This is a genomic window from Paenirhizobium cremeum, from assembly GCF_022884085.1.
In the GTDB taxonomy this organism is placed as follows: Bacteria; Pseudomonadota; Alphaproteobacteria; order Rhizobiales; family Rhizobiaceae; genus Allorhizobium; species Allorhizobium cremeum.
Genome location: NZ_JAGGCS010000003.1, coordinates 121,622 through 136,711 on the forward strand (window position 1 = coordinate 121,622; position 15,090 = coordinate 136,711).

A 15,090-nucleotide genomic window follows, 5' to 3' on the forward strand; every position below is an offset into this window, starting at 1 on the left:
TATGTTCTCATCATGGGAGAGCATCGCCGACGAAAAATATTGACTGAGATGGAGCGGGCCGCGGTCGTCGAATCGGCCACGGTGCTGCATCGCGTCCTGATGGAGCATTCCGACCGGGTCGATACCGCCGCCGCCGACTATCGCGCCATGGTGCAGCTCAATAGCGCGATCGTCGAGGCCATCCGGGCGCTGACCGGAGACGATCCGGCCTGGATGCGGCTATACACGGGATGGCCTTTTGGAGGCGCTTAGGCGCGATGCCATCCGGCACTGAGATTCACTGCACTCTCGATCTATCGCATCAGGGCGGCACTGGCGCAGGGGCCTATTTGCAGCCCTTGCTCATTCTGGCGTTCTCGATGGCGGTTACCTTGCCCTTGGAAACCGCAATTAGCCCTTCCTTGTCTCCGCCAGCAACACTCGAAAGCGGAACGCCGATCAAGAAGACGCCGAATGCGTCACCGTTGGCCGCGTCCGTTTGAGACTTGGAGAGGGCTGTGAGCTTTTGCTTTTCGGTGGCGAGTTCGCGTGCCAATGCAGCGCAATCCTGATTGCTGTAAGCAGCCATCGGAATGTCGGTTGGAACAATGGCGTCAGGACGTTTCGCGCAGCCGGATGCGGCTGCAGAGATGCAGATGCCAACGATGATCTTTTTCATGACTACCCCCGAGTTCCCCTGTCAGGCGAGACTAGAGGGACGATTGCGGATTCGAAAGGGCATGGGGCGAACAATCAACAGTGAATTCGGTCATGTCTCTTTGACGCATATCTCGCCAGCTTCTCGCTGACAGCGCCTCACCGCGGCAGGAACCGGTATGCCAGAAAATTACCCGTCGCGTTTCTGCATCGCCGACAGACCAAGCGGGTGGCCAGGGCGAATGTGGTCATGGCGGGATGGTCCCGCGCCAGTTTGGGGATGTCGAGCGTGTTGCGCCGACCGCAGGGGCAATAACCGAACACCTCGTAGTGTTCCGGCACCTGCGATAGCGGCATGTCCTCAATACGGTACACGCCGACAGGCAGGCGGATTTCGGACGGCGATCTGGGTTTTGGAATGTCGCTGAATGGCTTGGAAGGCATCATCTCCAGACGGCATCGTTCCCATCCCTGCAAATCGACACGCGGGCACCTGAGCAGGCGGGCAATGACGACGGGCAGGGAGCGAATGGAGACGTCCCCCTCCTGCGCCAGCGCCTCATCGACCCGATAATGTTTCGTCATTCGGCATCGATAGCACACCAGGTGCATGATCCGGCCCCGCTGGCCCGATAACCACCGTACTCCGTGATCCCAACGGGGAGCGCCTGGTTCTTCCATGTTCCGTCCTCGTCTGGACGGCCGGCCGCCACGGCCTCTTTCACTCCGTGTTGCCGCATGGAGATGAGCATAACTGCGCCCTCTGTCACCCGTCTGTCAATCGACCGGAGATTTCGCCATGATTTTCCTCACCCGGCTCCGGGCGGCGCTGGCTGCCTGGGATGTCATGTTGCTGCTCGTCCTGTCGCTGTTGCTCCATTACGAGGGTGTGCCGCCGGTCCGGGATTTTCCGCTGGTCGGTCGCGCGATCGGATATCTGCCGATCGTTGGCGATCTCGTCGATGGTGAGATCGCCAGGAGGATCGAGCGGGCGACTGCCGGCATGGTCTCGGAGACGGAGAACTCGGCCCTACAGGCGCAGCTCGACGAGGAGCGACGGCGGCGATTGGCAAGCGATCAGGCTATGACCGAAGCGCGCAACCGCGCGCTGGCGAGCGAGCGGGCAGAAGAGGCGGACCGGGCGGGGCACGACGTCCATGTCTCGGCCGACAAGGAGACCCGCCCTCGCAACCGCGCAATCCTGACCGAGGAGGACATCCTATGGCTCGACGGGCATTGATCCTGCTGCCGGTCATGCTGGCGTTGCTCGGCAACAAAGGCTGCCAGACGACAGCGGAGCGGCTGAGTGCAGCGGGAGAGGCGCAAGGCAGGGCACAGGCCGCCGCCGAACTGCCGCCGATCCTGCCTCCGGCCTGCACCGCGCACATTAGGCCCGTCGCTCGACGAGCCGGCGACTACGCCACCCACATCATCGGCGAGTATGAGCGCGTGATTATCCCCGGCCGCAACCGGCTGGCTGACGACTGCGCCGCCTGGTGGGCGGACTACAGGACGAGACTCAAGGGGCAGGGGACGACGGCGGAATGAACATCGAGGCAATGCTGGCGGAAATGCGTGTCGAGTTGAAGTACATGCGGGAGGATCTCGCCGAGATGAAGGAGGAGCAGAATGCGCGGCAGGACAAGGCGGACGAGAGCCGCGCTCGGGTCCATCAGCGGCTCGATGTGATGACCGAGCGTGTCGGGGCGCTGGAAGGCAGCCACAAGTCCGTCACGGCGACGGTGACCGACATGAAGCAGGTAACGGACGAGGTCCGTCGCTGGAAGATCATGGGCATGACGTCGCTCTCCATCGCCGGCGTCGGTGCGGCTGCCATGGGTGTGACGTTTTCCGACGGCATCAAGTGGCTGCTCAAGTCGTTGTTCGGCAGATTGTAGATTTCTCCGGGTTTTCAGGGGTGCCAGCCGCCTTGACGCATGTTATTTTCCAACGGGGAACTGTTGGGGAACAGCGATATGGGGTACGTAGAAACCATGCTGGTTGAAGCGCGTCGACTGGCAGAAAACGATCGTCGCGAGTTTTTGGTCTATCTGATCGAGATGGCCATCATGGAATGCACAACCGATGAACCACACAGGAGCCGGGAGCGGCAAACGAGAGAGGCTGATCGCGCTCCAGCATGAACTCCTGAGGCTGCTGGATCTGGCGACAGACGCTGACGCCGGCCGGCTGGAATTTCTGATCGCGCTCGCCATCGCAGAGGCAGACGACGAGATCGGCCGAGAAGATGGGGCCGCCCCTATCTGATGGCTTCAGCCACAGACAGCACCAGTCCTGTCAACGTTGCCACGGTCAGCAGGACCATGAGGCCTAGAGCCACCCACATCATCTTCGGTGATGCGGGTAGTGCTCACCGCACCACCAGCGCGCCGCCTCGTTGGCGGATCGGGCGTAACCGAGCAATCCCCATTTTTTGCAGCCTGGATGCTCGCAATAGTGCTCTTGATGCACTGCGTCTGCATTCGATTTTTCGTCGCTCATCGGTCACCTCGGAAGGAGTATCAGCCGATCCTCTGGCAACGGCCGCTGCAAGGTCTTGGCCGATTCCCACGGTTCTGTCAGCCATCGCTCGACCTCATCGGCCTCCGTTAGCAGGACCGGCATCGCCTTCTGGTGGATCGGCGCGACGATGTTATTCGGCTCGCAGGTGAGGAATGCGAAGAGGTCGGTGGTTATCAGCCCATCCTTGACCTTGCGGACGCTTGTCCACTGCGGCACCCATATTCCGGCGAAAAACATCAACGGCTGCTCCAAGTTGCGGGCGAACCATGCGTTCGGTGTCCGACCACTCTCCGGTTTGTTGGCAGGGTCAGGTTCGGCAAATCGAGTGACCGGTACGACGCAGCGATGCTCGACGCCAAGCCAGCGCGTCCAATGTCGGCTTTTGATATTGCGGACATTCGTCGTTCCGCCATCCGGCTCCATTTTCAGCAGCTCGTCGAAATCGACGTCCTTTCCCTTGGCGCGCAGCTTGTCGGCCCGTTTGGTCGCCGCCTCATAAAGCGCCTGCGATGACGACGGCAATCCCCATCTGACACGCGCAAGTTCCCGACCTGCCGGCGTGTTGCGCACGATCGGCGCCATTTGATCGGGATAGACGTCGAACGACGGCTCGAGATTGCCGACGTTTCCGACCATCGCGCGGGTGATCGCGATGATTGTCTCCTGATTCGTCGTGACGTTGTAGAGATTGCACATGCCGAGCGTCCTCCCCTCATCAGCATTAATCAGGTGTGGCAAGGTGTGGCAGCCATGCTTGAATTTCAATGATAAAATATTCAGCGTTTCGTGTGGCAGTTTGGGTGCAACTATTTGTGGCGGCTTTCTTTCGCAGTTCCGGGCGAGGCCTCCAATTCCTTTTTTCCGGTTGCCGTTTCAAGATCCGCACAAAGTTGGTCGATCGCACCTGATTGCGACTTTATCTCAATCGCTTAGAGCATAGGGCTCCATCAAGGAGGATCCTGCTCATGCGCCGTTCCGGTTTCATCGTCTCCATCATGACCGCCGTCACTCTTGTCGGCTTATCGCCCGCTGCCGCAGGCGATCTCGGCGTGACCCTGGAAAACGACACGGACGGCATGATCGTGAAATTCTTCGTCTCGCCGGCAAACGGCAAGGGGCAGCGCCAGGAACTGTTGAACAGGCATGGCCTCGGCAAAGGCAAATCCCGCAAGCTTACGCTCGTCGGCGGCTCGGACGTCTGCGAGTATCGCGTGCGGGCGGTCTTCGAGGATAGCGCCGAATATCAGGATGTCTCCGACAGGATCGATTTTTGCGAAGTCGATACCTATACGATCGAGGATTGACGGGTGCGTCCCGATCGGTTCTTCGCGCGGGGGCCGTTTCCTGCCTTCTGACTGTCGCCCGGACGCTGCGCCCACCGAGAATTGCCCGTCGGCCCGCGCAATGGCTTGAAAGCCGAACCGGCTCCAATTAAGACACTCGGGACGAAACGCGGCCGGATATGGGGCGACAGGAAATGATGGACTTCGAAGCAGCACGCATCAAGATGGTGGACAACCAGATTCGCACGACCGACGTGACGTCGCATTCCGTGCTGACGGCATTCCTGACGGTGCCGCGCGAGGCTTTCGTTCCCGCTCATCTGAAGCTGCTTGCCTATATCGACGAGGATATGCAGATCGCTCCGGCGGCCAATGGCCTTCCGGGACGCTTCATCATGGAACCTTCGCCGCTCGCCAAGCTCTTGCAGCTCGGTGCGATCACGAAGGACGATATCGTGCTCGAGATCGGCTGCGGCACGGGTTATACCGCCGCTGTTCTTTCGATGCTCGCCGGGTCGGTGGTCGCTCTCGAAAGCGATGAGACGCTTGCGGCATCGGCCACGCAGAAGCTCTCCGAACTCGGTTACGACAATGTCGCCGTCGTCACCGGCCCGCTGGAAAAGGGTTATGCCGCCGAAGCCCCCTACGATGTGATCTTCGTCAACGGTGCCGTCGAGGAAGTGCCGGAAGGCCTGCTGGCCCAGCTTCGCGAGGGCGGTCGTCTGATCGCCGTCGTCGGATATGGCAATGCGGCCAGGGCGCGACTTTATGTCCGCACCGGAAATTCCTATTCCAGCAACGATTATTTCAACGCCGCCGTGAAGCCTCTGCCGGGCTTCCGCAAGGCCGAGGAATTCGTGTTCTGAAACCCACGCCCCCGATTTTTCGGGGGTTCTGCTCCCTTCGGGCGATTGATTTAATCGCAACTGGGTGAGAATGTTGCCGTTGGGCAACGATGCTGGTGTTTCTCCCTGGCGGGGGAGGGGGCCGTGTTGCAGTCGGGGCTGCGGCAGGTCATCTAATGAACGCAAGGCGTTGATGCGTCACGAGCGCGCTGTTGGCGTTATGTGCCGTGCGGAGCAGGGATAGCTGCGCAAAGCCGTTCTTAGGTGGGGAGTTGAATATGACGTTCATCCGGAAAACTGCGCTCGCTTCCGTTGTGCTGCCTGCATTGATGATCGCGGCTTTACCCGCGATAGCCTCCGCCGAAACCCTCTTCGGCGCCATGGCCAAGGCCTATCAGAACAATCCGGACCTGAACGCTGCCCGCGCTGCCCTGCGGGCGACCGATGAGAATGTCACCATCGCCAAGGCCGCCATGCGTCCGCAGGTTTCGGCCACAGCCACGGCAAGCGCCGTCAACGTCTCCAATCTCAGCGGCGGCATTGCCGACTATGGCTACAACAACCAGACGGTCGGCGTTTCCATCACCCAGCAGATCTTCGACGGCTTCCAGACGCTGAACAATGTGCGGGCTGCCGAATCCGGCGTCTTTGCCAATCGCGAAAGTCTTCGCGCCAACGAGATTTCGATCCTGCTCGCGGCTGCCCAGGCCTATGCCGACGTCGCGCGGGACCAGCAGATCGTGGTCATTCGCAAGCAGAACCTCGCATTCCTGCAGGAACAGCTGAACGCCGCCAACGCCCGCCTGCAGGTTGGCGAAGGCACGCGCACGGATGTCAGCCAGGCGGAAGCCCAGCTTGCCGGTTCGCAGGCGCTCCTCTCGGCGGCCATCGCGCAGCTCAAGCAGAGCGAGGCGACCTATGTACAGATCGTCGGGGAAGCTCCGAAGGGCGTCAAGCAGCCTTCGCCCGCGGCCAAGGCGCTGCCGCCGAACCTCGACGCCGCCGTGCAGGCCGGCATCCGCGAGCATCCCTCCGTTCTGGCGGCGCTTCATGCCGTCAACGCCGCCGGCTATCAGGTGAAATCCGCCGAGGGTAGCCTCCTGCCCGGCGTGGTGATCCAGGGCAATGTCGGTCGCAACTGGACCAATGAGCCCTCGACCGGAGGCGTCGACAGCCCGGACAATAGCGTGGCGAGCGTGACCGCGCAGCTGAAGATCCCGATTTATCAGGGCGGCGCCGAATACGGCCAGATCCGCAAGGCCAAGGAAACCCTGGGTGAGCAGAGGATACTGGTTGATTCCGCCCGGGCCGAGGTGATCCAGCAGATTACTTCCGCCTATGCGCAGATGGAGGCGGCGACCGCCGCAATTTCTGCGGCCCGCAAGCAGATCTCGGCCGCCAACCTCGCGCTGCAGGGCGTGATCGAAGAGCGCAACGTCGGTCAAAAGACGACGCTCGACGTCCTCAATGCCCAGCAGACGGTGCTCGAGGCGAAGGAAAGCATGGTCGGCTATCAGCGCAATGCCGTCGTTGCCAGCTATGCGGTCCTTGCCGCTTCGGGTCGTCTGACGGTTCAGAGCCAGGGTCTCCAGGTCGCCGAATACCGCGCCGAGGAGCATTACGAGGCCGTCAAGGACGCCTGGTTCGGCTTGCGCACGGTCGACGGTCGCTGAGCACCCACGGGAATTCGTCCGAAGAAAGCTGTGTATCAGTGTCAATTCGGGGCGGAGCCGTGATTTTTTTCCCCGTAGGCGTATCCTAAGGTGAACGCGAATCAGCCTGCGGCCAAGCGATGCCGCATTGCGGCAGGCGGTCAATTCTGGGACCAACGGGGATGAATATGGCTCAGCCAAATGTAGCGCGTGAACCGTCCATGGAAGAAATTCTGGCATCGATCCGCCGGATCATCGAGAGCAATGATCCGGGTGGAGACAAGGCCATGTCCGGTTCCCTGCCGCCGGTCTATGGCGGCGACGAGGACGAGATGGACGATGAGGTTCACCTGACGGTGGAGGACGAACTGTCCTATGCCGCTGCCGATATCGTTCCCGCCAACGACGCCGGCATTCCGGTCCAGCAGGCTGCCGCTTCGTTTGTCGCGCAGCCGGCTCCCGCCGAAAAGTCCCAGCCGAAGAATGTGTCCCTGGCGGATCTTGCCGCGCGCGTGCGTTCCGCTTCCGAGCGTGCCGATCGCATGGCCCCGGTGGAGCAGGAATCTGCCCCCGCACGCGCCGAAAGCCCGGTGATGACGAGCCGCATGGCCGAACTGCGGGCGGCTCCCGCCCGTCCGGCCGAGCAGCCGTTCGCGCGTGCCGTCGTGGTGAGCGCCGACCAGCTCGCAGCCGCTCCGGCAGCTCTGGACGAGGCGGTTTTTGAAGCCGCGGCGATGGCCGATGTCGAGGCCGTAACAGCCCCCGCTCCCGTCATCGTCGAGCCGGCTTCGCCTGCCGTCGAAGGCGCGGCGACCGCCGACGCCAGCATAAAGGCTCTCGTTTCGGCTGCCACAGTCGAGCAGGTTTCCCGCTCTTTCGGTGAACTCGCCGCGGCAATCGATGGCCAGCAGCGCCGCTCTCTCGATGAGATGGCGGAGGAAATGCTGCGTCCCATGCTGCAGGAATGGCTGGACGACAATCTTCCGACGCTGGTCGAACGGCTGGTGCGCGAGGAAATCGAGCGAGTGGCCCGCGGACCCCGCCGATAATTGCTTTTTTGCCGGGTTGAAGGACAGGGCCGCTCCGGCAACCGGGGCGGCTTTCTTGTTGACTCGGGATCGGCCATCCTATTTACAACCCAGCAAGAAGAACCTCGAAGTCTGGTCAGAAAATGCTCGAAAAGACCTACGATTCAACTACCGTCGAACCGAAGATCGCCAAGGCATGGGAAGAGGCCGACGCCTTCCGCGCCGGCGCCAACGCCAAGCCGGGGGAGGATACGTTCACCATCGTGATCCCGCCGCCGAACGTCACCGGTTCGCTGCATATGGGGCATGCGCTGAACAACACGCTCCAGGATATCATGATCCGTTTCGAGCGGATGCGCGGCAAGGACGTGCTGTGGCAGCCGGGCATGGATCATGCCGGCATCGCCACCCAGATGGTCGTCGAGCGTAAGCTCGCGGAAAAGCAGCTTCCCGGCCGGCGCGAGATGGGCCGTGAGGCCTTCGTCGAGAAGGTCTGGGAATGGAAGGCGGAATCGGGCGGCCTGATCTTCAACCAGTTGAGGCGCCTCGGCGCCTCCTGCGACTGGTCGCGCGAGCGCTTCACCATGGACGAGGGCTTGTCCGAGGCTGTACTCGAGGTTTTTGTCACGCTCTACAAGCAGGGCCTGATCTACAAGGACAAGCGGCTGGTCAACTGGGACCCGAAGCTGCTGACCGCTATTTCCGACCTTGAGGTCGAACAGGTCGAGGTCAACGGCAACCTCTGGCACCTGCGCTATCCGCTGGAAGACGGCGTCACCTACGAACATCCGGTCGCTTTCGACGATGACGGCAAGCCGACCGAGTTTGAGACCCGCGACTATCTGGTGGTCGCCACCACGCGTCCGGAAACGATGTTGGGCGATACAGGTGTCGCCGTTCATCCGGACGATGCGCGCTACGCGTCGATCGTTGGCAAGCATGTCGTCCTGCCGATCGTCGGCCGCAAGATTCCGATCGTCGCCGACGAATATCCGGACCCGACCGCCGGTACCGGCGCCGTCAAGATGACGCCCGCGCACGACTTTAACGACTTCGAGGTCGGCAAGCGCAACGGTCTGCGGATGGTCAGTGTCCTGAACGTCGACGCGACCGTCACCATCACCGACAACGACGACTTCCTCGAGGGGCTGACGCCGACGCGCGAGCAGCAGGAAGTCTGGGAAACGCTGCAGGGGCAGGATCGCTTCCATGCGCGCAAGAAGATCGTGGACATCCTTGAGGCGGAAGGCCTCCTGGACAAGATCGAACCGCACAAGCACATGGTTCCCCATGGCGACCGCGGCGGCGTGCCGATCGAGCCGCGGCTGACCGAGCAGTGGTATGTCGACGCCAAGACGCTGGCCAAGCCCGCGATCGAGAGCGTCCGGGAAGGCCGCACCAAGTTCGTTCCGAAGAACTGGGAAAAGACCTATTACGAATGGATGGAAAACATCCAGCCCTGGTGCGTGTCCCGTCAGCTCTGGTGGGGGCACCAGATTCCGGCCTGGTACGGCCCGGACGGACAGGTTTTCGTCGAGAAGACCGAGGAAGAAGCGCTCGACGCGGCCGTTCAGCACTATCTTGCCCATGAAGGCCCGTGGAAGGCCTGGGTTCAGGAGAAGCTCGAGAATTTCCAGCCGGGTGAAATCCTCACCCGCGACGAGGACGTGCTCGACACCTGGTTCTCCTCGGCGCTCTGGCCCTTCTCGACACTCGGCTGGCCGGACGAGACGCCGGAACTCGCCAAGTATTACCCGACCGACGTACTCGTCACCGGCTTCGACATCATCTTCTTCTGGGTTGCCCGCATGATGATGATGGGCCTGCATTTCATGAAGGACGAGGACGGCAAGCCGGTCGAGCCCTTCCATACGGTCTATGTCCATGCGCTGGTTCGCGACAAGAACGGCCAGAAGATGTCGAAGTCGAAGGGCAACGTCATCGATCCGCTGGAACTGATCGACGAATACGGCGCCGACGCGCTGCGCTTCACGCTTGCCATCATGGCGGCGCAGGGCCGCGACGTGAAGCTCGATCCCGCCCGTATCGCAGGCTATCGCAATTTCGGCACCAAGCTCTGGAACGCGACACGCTTCGCCGAGATGAACGGCGCGGCCAACGATCCGCATTTTCTGCCGGAAACGACGACGCTGACCATCAATCGCTGGATCCTGACCGAGCTTGCGCGGACCGAACGCGAGGTGACCGAAAGCATCGCCGGTTTCCGTTTCAACGACGCGGCGGGCAGTCTCTATCGTTTCGTCTGGAATAATTTCTGCGACTGGTATCTCGAACTGCTGAAGCCGGTCTTCGCCAGCGACGATGCTGCGGCCAAGGCGGAGGCGCAGGCCTGTGCGGCCTATGTCCTCGACGAGACCTACAAGCTTCTGCATCCCTTCATGCCCTTCATCACGGAAGAGCTTTGGGCGCATACAGCGGGCGAGGGCAAGGGACGCGACATGCTGCTCTGCCATGCCGACTGGCCGACCCCGACCTTCGTCGATGACAGCGCCGCCGCCGACATCAACTGGCTGATCGACCTCGTTTCCGGCATCCGCTCTGTTCGCGCCGAGATGAACGTGCCGCCGGCTGCCGTGGCTCCGCTTGTCGTCGTCGGGGCAAACGGTGTGACCCGCGAGCGTCTTGCCCGGCACGAAGCCTCGATCAAGCGGCTTGCCCGCGTCGAAAGCATTGCGCTCGCCGGCGAGGCTCCGAAGGGCGCGGCACAGATCGTCGTCGGAGAAGCGACCGCCTGTCTGCCGCTGGGTTCGCTCATCGACCTTGCCGCCGAAAAGGCCCGCCTCGAAAAGGCGATCGCCAAGGTGGACCAAGAGAAGTCGCGCATCGCTTCCAAACTCGCTAACGAGAAGTTCGTGGCGAACGCCAATCCGGAAGTCGTCGCCGCCGAGCGCGAACGCTTTGCCGAGCTTGAGATACAGCGCGCCAGCCTCGAAACCGCCTTGAAGCGGGTGGCTGAAGCCGGTTGACGGCAGCCTGCGGCGAATCGAATTTGCTGCAGTGCTTCCTTCGTTCGGGCATTTTTCGACGGTTTTTCATGGAGATGGATATGCTGCTTCGCAACAAGCGGAGCAGCATTTTTCATGCCGACCTAGCGGTAATAACCAATTGTGATGAGGGACACAGTTTTTTATCGATGTGTCGCCATTGCAACAAGTTGCCGTCATTTTGGAATTTTATTCCCATGATAGGCGGAAATTTTATATTTTATGGAAAAAATATCTTGCAATTGTAGCTTCTTACGTGAAGGTAAGAAAATTTACGTAAGAAATGCGATGCGCCCCGCCTGTTCTGGTGGTTTCCCGTTAGATTGTTATTACCCCCTGCCTCGCTAGAATGGGGTTCTTAGTTTTTGCCAGGAGTGGGGAGACAGATGGCAACTAATCTCATGAAAAAAACCTTGCTTTGCCTGTTGAGCGCCGGCGCCTTCGCCTCGGCGGCCCATGCCGGTGGTTTCTCGCGTGGTGAAGCAGATACCGACATTCTTTACGAGGATGGGACTGTCGTTATCCGTTCGGGTGCAACCTGGGTATCGCCCCAGCGCGAGTTCGAGACCACGGGAGGGGTCGCGAACGACGATGGCGTTTTCTCGGAAAACTACTGGATTCCAAGCATCGCGATGAAGGTGAAGCTGCATGACCGCCTGGCCTGCGCATTCACCTATACCCAGCCCTTCGGTGCGGACTCGAATTACGGTTCGGACGCGCAGGTGGCCGCATTGCTGAACGGCAACAACCCCTACGGCTACAAGGGCTTCGACACCAATGAATACGCCGCGACCTGCGACGTGAATTTCGAAGCGGGCCGGGGCGTCTTCCATGTCCTCGGTGGCGGGTTCATCCAGGATTTCAGCTATACCGCGCACAACGTCAGCAACAGCTACAACAGCCTGCTGCCGTCGGCGCTTCGCAACCGTGGCGGCACGCTCGAACTCGATGACAGCGGTTCCTACGGCTATCGTCTCGGCGCCGCCTACGAAATCAAGGAATACGCTCTGCGGGTGCAGTTGATGTACCGTTCGCAGATCGATCACGAAACGGACAGCGGTTCGTATAGCCTGGATGCTTTCCCGATCGAGCGCGAGGCAAGCGGCTACGGTTCGCTGCCGCAGTCCCTGAAGCTCAGCGTTCAGACCGGCGTTGCTCCGGGCTGGCTGGTCTACGGTTCCGTCAAGTGGACCGACTGGAGCGTGCTCGATGCGCTAAACTACAATATCGCCGGAACCAACTATCAGGACGTCTACAATTGGCGTGACGGCTGGACCATTCAGGCCGGTGTGGCGCACGCCTTCACCGAAAAGGTCGCCGGCACGATCAACCTGACCTGGGACAAGGGTGTCGGCACCGGAGCCGATATCATGACCGATACCTGGACCGTCGCAGCTGGTGCAGCCATCAAGGCGGGACCGGGTGAACTGCGCTTCGGTGCCGGCATCAGCTACATGACCGAAGGCAGCCAGTCCGTGGCACAGGGTGCGACCTACAATGCAACGGCGGATGGCGACTGGGCCTATGCCGTTTCCGGTTCTTACAGGATCTCCTTCTGAGCGGTCAGCCTGCAGAGAAAATCGAAAGCCCGGTTCACGCCGGGCTTTTTTGGTCCCAGCTGCTCCCGAAAATGTGATGAAACTGCAACAGTTGTCCAATCCTTCCTTGAGGGCCTCGGGTCGCCCGATTTTGTCCATTTCCCGCCACAAACGGAGCGCAGCGATACATTCGAGAAACGGCGGAAGCGTTTCGGGGTGGCGTTGCGCGAGTGAAGAATGGGGCAAGTGAACGGGGAATACCCTCTGGATTCAGCCGTTGTCGCGGGGGTGAGACGGCTTGCTAAGAATTTCCCCGGGTCGGAAATGCGTTGCATTGCGGCAGTCGCAGTCTTGCCAGAAAGGCTTTGTAATCTTGCGGAAGTCGCGTTTGATGCACGCGCAGGATACAGCGCTCGGCGCGTCGAATTGCGGCTCGGCGATGAACTCGATGTTCATGCTTTCGCGCTAAATCGTTCCAATGATACAGCCGATCCCTCGGTATCGAACGGACGGGTGGGTTGATGTCGTCGGTTTTGTGGAAGAAATTCGGAATTATGCTCAATTCGGACTGGAAGTCTCCGGCGACATTGCTTCTAGCGGCGGTTCTCTTTCTTGCTGCTGGCAACTCCGGGCATGCATTCGATATCAATTCGGGCGTGAGCAAGGAATCAGGCCCCTTCGACCTCTTCAAGTTCGGCTTCAAGGCTTACAAGAACGGCCAGAAGCAGGACGCGGTGGAGGCCTATCGCTACGCCGCCGAAAAGGGTCACACCGGCTCGCGCTGGGCGCTTGCGAACATGTATGCAGATGGTGACGGCGTCGTCGAGAATGATTTCGAGGCCTTCAAGATCTATTCGGAAATCGCCAGCGAAGGCGTCGAACCCGGCTCGGAAGACACCGGCTTCTTCGTCAATGCACTGATGTCGCTCGCCCGTTATTATCGCCAGGGCATTCCGGGAAGCCCCGTGCAGATCGATCTCACGCAGGCCCGGCAACTGTATTTCCAGGCAGCCTCGACCTTCGGCGTGCCGGAGGCGCAATTCCAGCTTGCCCGCATGATTCTCGCTGGCGAGGGCGGCAAGACGAACGTGCAGCAGGCCAAGAAATGGCTGAATCTTGCCCGCAAGGGCGGCCATGCCGGCGCCATGTCGGTGTTCGGCAACGTGCTCTTCCAGGAGGGGCAGACGGTTCGTGGTCTTGCTTTCCTGACGGCCGCCATCGAGCGTTGTCCGCCGAAGGATTGCGGCTGGATGCAGGATCTCCAGGAGCAGGCCTTCTCGCTGGCGAGCGAGGACGATCGTCGTGTCGCCGTGGCGCTTGCTCCGCAGGTCTACAGTCAGAACGAATAGCCGCTTGAAGCAGCAGCGCAACCGGCGGGCCTTGCCGGCCGGTTGAAGGAACGTACCCGAATTTCAGGCGAAATCGAAGACGGCCGTGACCGGGACGTGGTCAGACGGCTTTTCCCAGGTCCTCACGTGCTTCTCGATCGAAGCGGACAGGAGGCGGTCGTTCGCCTCGGGCGACAGCATCAGATGATCGATGCGAATGCCGTTGTTCTTCTGCCAGGCGCCGGCCTGATAATCCCAGAACGAGTAGAGCAGGGGATCGTCGCTCGTCGCCCGCACGGCATCGGTCAGGCCGAGGTTTTCAAGCCGCCGGAAGGCAGCGCGCGTCGGCGGCAGGAAGAGCGCATCCGTCTCCCATTGCCTCGGATCGCGGCAGTCGTGCGGCTCGGGAATGACGTTGTAGTCGCCCGCGAGAATGAGCGGTTCCTCCAGCGCCAGCCGGCTTTCGGCAAACGCCTTGAGGCGCTCCATCCAGGCGAGCTTGTAGGGGTATTTGACCGGGTCATCGGGGGGATTGCCGTTCGGCAGGTAGAGGGAGGCAACGCGGACGACACCGCCCGCGACCGAAAAAACGCCTTCGATGAAGCGGGCCTGCTCGTCGGCGTCATCGCCGGGCAGGCCGCGATTGACCTCGTCCGGCCTGATTTTCGACAGAAGGGCGACCCCGTTGAAACCCTTCTGTCCGTGCGTTTCGACGTGATAGCCGAGCGCCTCGATCTCGAGACGTGGAAAGGCGTCGTCCACCGACTTGATTTCCTGCAGGCAGACGATGTCCGGAGCCGAGCTTTCGAGCCACTGGACCAGATTGGCGATCCTGGCCTTGACGCCATTGATGTTCCAGGTGGCTATCTTCATAGGGTCATACCGAAAAGCTGGTGCCGCAGCCGCAGCTCGCGACGGCATTGGGATTCTTGATCTGGAAGGACTGGCCGAGCAGGTTGTCGACGAAATCGATCTCCGAGCCCGTCATGTAGGCGATCGACATCGAATCGATCAGCAGCGTTGCGCCGTCCTTGGTGATGACCACATCGTCGTCCTGTGGCCCCTTGTCCAGTTCGAACTTGTAGGAAAAGCCGGAACAGCCTCCGCCTTCCACGGAAATACGCAGCGCGCTCTTGTCGGCCTCGCTGGCGACGATGGCGGCGATGCGCCTGGCGGCGGCGTCCGAAAGGGTAACGGTTTCATCCATTTGCTATGTCCTCCTGACGGGTTCAAGGCCCGCGGGTTGGCAATC

17 protein-coding genes are annotated in these 15,090 nt (G+C 61.0%); 12 read left to right on the top strand and 5 right to left on the bottom strand.

Going from position 1 to position 15,090, the window contains the following annotated elements; genetic code table 11:
* Positions 1-39 precede the first annotated feature (39 nt).
* On the top strand, positions 40-252 hold the full coding sequence (locus J5N58_RS07060; RefSeq protein WP_244710295.1) for a hypothetical protein: 213 nt from the start codon (positions 40-42) through the stop codon (positions 250-252).
* Between the two features lie 73 nt (positions 253-325).
* On the opposite strand, the gene J5N58_RS07065 is transcribed toward J5N58_RS07060, so the two are convergent.
* Both J5N58_RS07065 and J5N58_RS07070 read right to left on the bottom strand, forming a co-directional pair.
* Positions 326-658 carry a hypothetical protein gene (locus J5N58_RS07065; RefSeq protein ID WP_244710297.1) on the bottom strand — a complete coding sequence of 111 codons (333 nt, stop codon included), beginning with the start codon at positions 656-658 and terminating at the stop codon, positions 326-328.
* A gap of 137 nt (positions 659-795) precedes the next feature.
* Positions 796-1,221, bottom strand: coding sequence for a hypothetical protein (locus J5N58_RS07070; protein WP_244710299.1), 426 nt, complete (start codon positions 1,219-1,221; stop codon positions 796-798).
* A 214-nt stretch (positions 1,222-1,435) separates the two neighbouring features.
* Between J5N58_RS07070 and J5N58_RS07075 the strand changes: the two genes are divergently transcribed.
* The 4 genes from J5N58_RS07075 to J5N58_RS07090 all read left to right on the top strand — a co-directional run bounded on the left by J5N58_RS07075 (position 1,436) and on the right by J5N58_RS07090 (position 2,904).
* On the top strand, positions 1,436-1,876 hold the full coding sequence (locus J5N58_RS07075) for a hypothetical protein (protein ID WP_244710302.1): 441 nt from the start codon (positions 1,436-1,438) through the stop codon (positions 1,874-1,876).
* On the top strand, positions 1,858-2,184 hold the full coding sequence (locus J5N58_RS07080; RefSeq protein WP_244710304.1) for a hypothetical protein: 327 nt from the start codon (positions 1,858-1,860) through the stop codon (positions 2,182-2,184). The genes J5N58_RS07075 and J5N58_RS07080 overlap by 19 nt, the downstream gene beginning before the upstream one ends.
* Positions 2,181-2,534 (top strand): DUF1515 family protein, encoded by a 354-nt coding sequence (locus J5N58_RS07085; protein ID WP_113437887.1) that lies wholly within the window; start codon positions 2,181-2,183, stop codon positions 2,532-2,534. Before J5N58_RS07080 ends, J5N58_RS07085 begins: the two co-directional genes overlap by 4 nt.
* A gap of 187 nt (positions 2,535-2,721) precedes the next feature.
* A complete protein-coding gene (locus tag J5N58_RS07090) occupies positions 2,722-2,904 on the top strand; it encodes a hypothetical protein (RefSeq protein WP_113437888.1) in 183 nt (60 codons plus the stop codon).
* A 237-nt stretch (positions 2,905-3,141) separates the two neighbouring features.
* Here J5N58_RS07090 and J5N58_RS07095 read toward each other — a convergent pair whose 3' ends face one another.
* Positions 3,142-3,855, bottom strand: coding sequence for an SOS response-associated peptidase (locus tag J5N58_RS07095; RefSeq protein ID WP_244710306.1), 714 nt, complete (start codon positions 3,853-3,855; stop codon positions 3,142-3,144).
* Positions 3,856-4,124: 269 nt separating this feature from the next.
* On the opposite strand from J5N58_RS07095, the gene J5N58_RS07100 reads away from it, so the two are divergent.
* The 7 genes from J5N58_RS07100 (at position 4,125) to exoR (ending at position 13,859) form a co-directional block, all read left to right on the top strand.
* Positions 4,125-4,463 (top strand): hypothetical protein, encoded by a 339-nt coding sequence (locus J5N58_RS07100; RefSeq protein WP_112830217.1) that lies wholly within the window; start codon positions 4,125-4,127, stop codon positions 4,461-4,463.
* Positions 4,464-4,636: 173 nt separating this feature from the next.
* Entirely contained in the window at positions 4,637-5,308 is a 672-nt protein-coding gene (locus J5N58_RS07105; protein WP_112830301.1) for a protein-L-isoaspartate O-methyltransferase family protein, read from the top strand.
* Between the two features lie 257 nt (positions 5,309-5,565).
* Positions 5,566-6,960, top strand: coding sequence for a TolC family outer membrane protein (locus J5N58_RS07110; protein ID WP_112830216.1), 1,395 nt, complete (start codon positions 5,566-5,568; stop codon positions 6,958-6,960).
* Positions 6,961-7,127: 167 nt separating this feature from the next.
* Positions 7,128-7,988 carry a PopZ family protein gene (locus tag J5N58_RS07115; protein WP_112830215.1) on the top strand — a complete coding sequence of 287 codons (861 nt, stop codon included), beginning with the start codon at positions 7,128-7,130 and terminating at the stop codon, positions 7,986-7,988.
* 122 nt (positions 7,989-8,110) lie between these two features.
* Positions 8,111-10,954, top strand: a complete 2,844-nt coding sequence (locus J5N58_RS07120; protein ID WP_112830214.1) for a valine--tRNA ligase — start codon at positions 8,111-8,113, stop codon at positions 10,952-10,954.
* 419 nt (positions 10,955-11,373) lie between these two features.
* The gene (locus J5N58_RS07125; protein ID WP_244710309.1) at positions 11,374-12,531 is read left to right on the top strand and encodes an OmpP1/FadL family transporter; all 1,158 of its coding nucleotides are present in this window, start codon (positions 11,374-11,376) and stop codon (positions 12,529-12,531) included.
* Between the two features lie 533 nt (positions 12,532-13,064).
* Positions 13,065-13,859, top strand: coding sequence for an exopolysaccharide production regulator ExoR (gene exoR, locus J5N58_RS07130; RefSeq protein ID WP_113442864.1), 795 nt, complete (start codon positions 13,065-13,067; stop codon positions 13,857-13,859).
* Between the two features lie 63 nt (positions 13,860-13,922).
* Here exoR and xth read toward each other — a convergent pair whose 3' ends face one another.
* Together xth and erpA are read right to left on the bottom strand one after the other, a co-directional pair.
* Positions 13,923-14,711: an exodeoxyribonuclease III gene (gene xth / locus J5N58_RS07135; protein ID WP_112830210.1), complete on the bottom strand. Its 789-nt coding sequence runs from the start codon at positions 14,709-14,711 to the stop codon at positions 13,923-13,925.
* Positions 14,712-14,715: 4 nt separating this feature from the next.
* Positions 14,716-15,045 carry an iron-sulfur cluster insertion protein ErpA gene (erpA, locus tag J5N58_RS07140; protein ID WP_112830209.1) on the bottom strand — a complete coding sequence of 110 codons (330 nt, stop codon included), beginning with the start codon at positions 15,043-15,045 and terminating at the stop codon, positions 14,716-14,718.
* Between the last annotated feature and the right edge of the window lie 45 nt (positions 15,046-15,090).

Bases quoted from the DNA above. Each gene is read 5' to 3' on its own strand.
- exoR (WP_113442864.1), top strand. From the start codon at position 13,065: ATGCTCAATTCGGACTGGAAGTCTCCGGCGACATTGCTTCTAGCGGCG.
- J5N58_RS07105 (WP_112830301.1), top strand. From the start codon at position 4,637: ATGATGGACTTCGAAGCAGCACGCATCAAGATGGTGGACAACCAGATT.
- J5N58_RS07090 (WP_113437888.1), top strand. From the start codon at position 2,722: ATGAACCACACAGGAGCCGGGAGCGGCAAACGAGAGAGGCTGATCGCG.
- J5N58_RS07125 (WP_244710309.1), top strand. From the start codon at position 11,374: ATGAAAAAAACCTTGCTTTGCCTGTTGAGCGCCGGCGCCTTCGCCTCG.
- J5N58_RS07080 (WP_244710304.1), top strand. From the start codon at position 1,858: ATGGCTCGACGGGCATTGATCCTGCTGCCGGTCATGCTGGCGTTGCTC.
- J5N58_RS07110 (WP_112830216.1), top strand. From the start codon at position 5,566: ATGACGTTCATCCGGAAAACTGCGCTCGCTTCCGTTGTGCTGCCTGCA.
- J5N58_RS07065 (WP_244710297.1), bottom strand. From the start codon at position 658: ATGAAAAAGATCATCGTTGGCATCTGCATCTCTGCAGCCGCATCCGGC.
- J5N58_RS07075 (WP_244710302.1), top strand. From the start codon at position 1,436: ATGATTTTCCTCACCCGGCTCCGGGCGGCGCTGGCTGCCTGGGATGTC.
- J5N58_RS07070 (WP_244710299.1), bottom strand. From the start codon at position 1,221: ATGACGAAACATTATCGGGTCGATGAGGCGCTGGCGCAGGAGGGGGAC.
- J5N58_RS07115 (WP_112830215.1), top strand. From the start codon at position 7,128: ATGGCTCAGCCAAATGTAGCGCGTGAACCGTCCATGGAAGAAATTCTG.
- J5N58_RS07100 (WP_112830217.1), top strand. From the start codon at position 4,125: ATGCGCCGTTCCGGTTTCATCGTCTCCATCATGACCGCCGTCACTCTT.
- xth (WP_112830210.1), bottom strand. From the start codon at position 14,711: ATGAAGATAGCCACCTGGAACATCAATGGCGTCAAGGCCAGGATCGCC.
- J5N58_RS07085 (WP_113437887.1), top strand. From the start codon at position 2,181: ATGAACATCGAGGCAATGCTGGCGGAAATGCGTGTCGAGTTGAAGTAC.
- J5N58_RS07120 (WP_112830214.1), top strand. From the start codon at position 8,111: ATGCTCGAAAAGACCTACGATTCAACTACCGTCGAACCGAAGATCGCC.
- J5N58_RS07095 (WP_244710306.1), bottom strand. From the start codon at position 3,855: ATGTGCAATCTCTACAACGTCACGACGAATCAGGAGACAATCATCGCG.
- erpA (WP_112830209.1), bottom strand. From the start codon at position 15,045: ATGGATGAAACCGTTACCCTTTCGGACGCCGCCGCCAGGCGCATCGCC.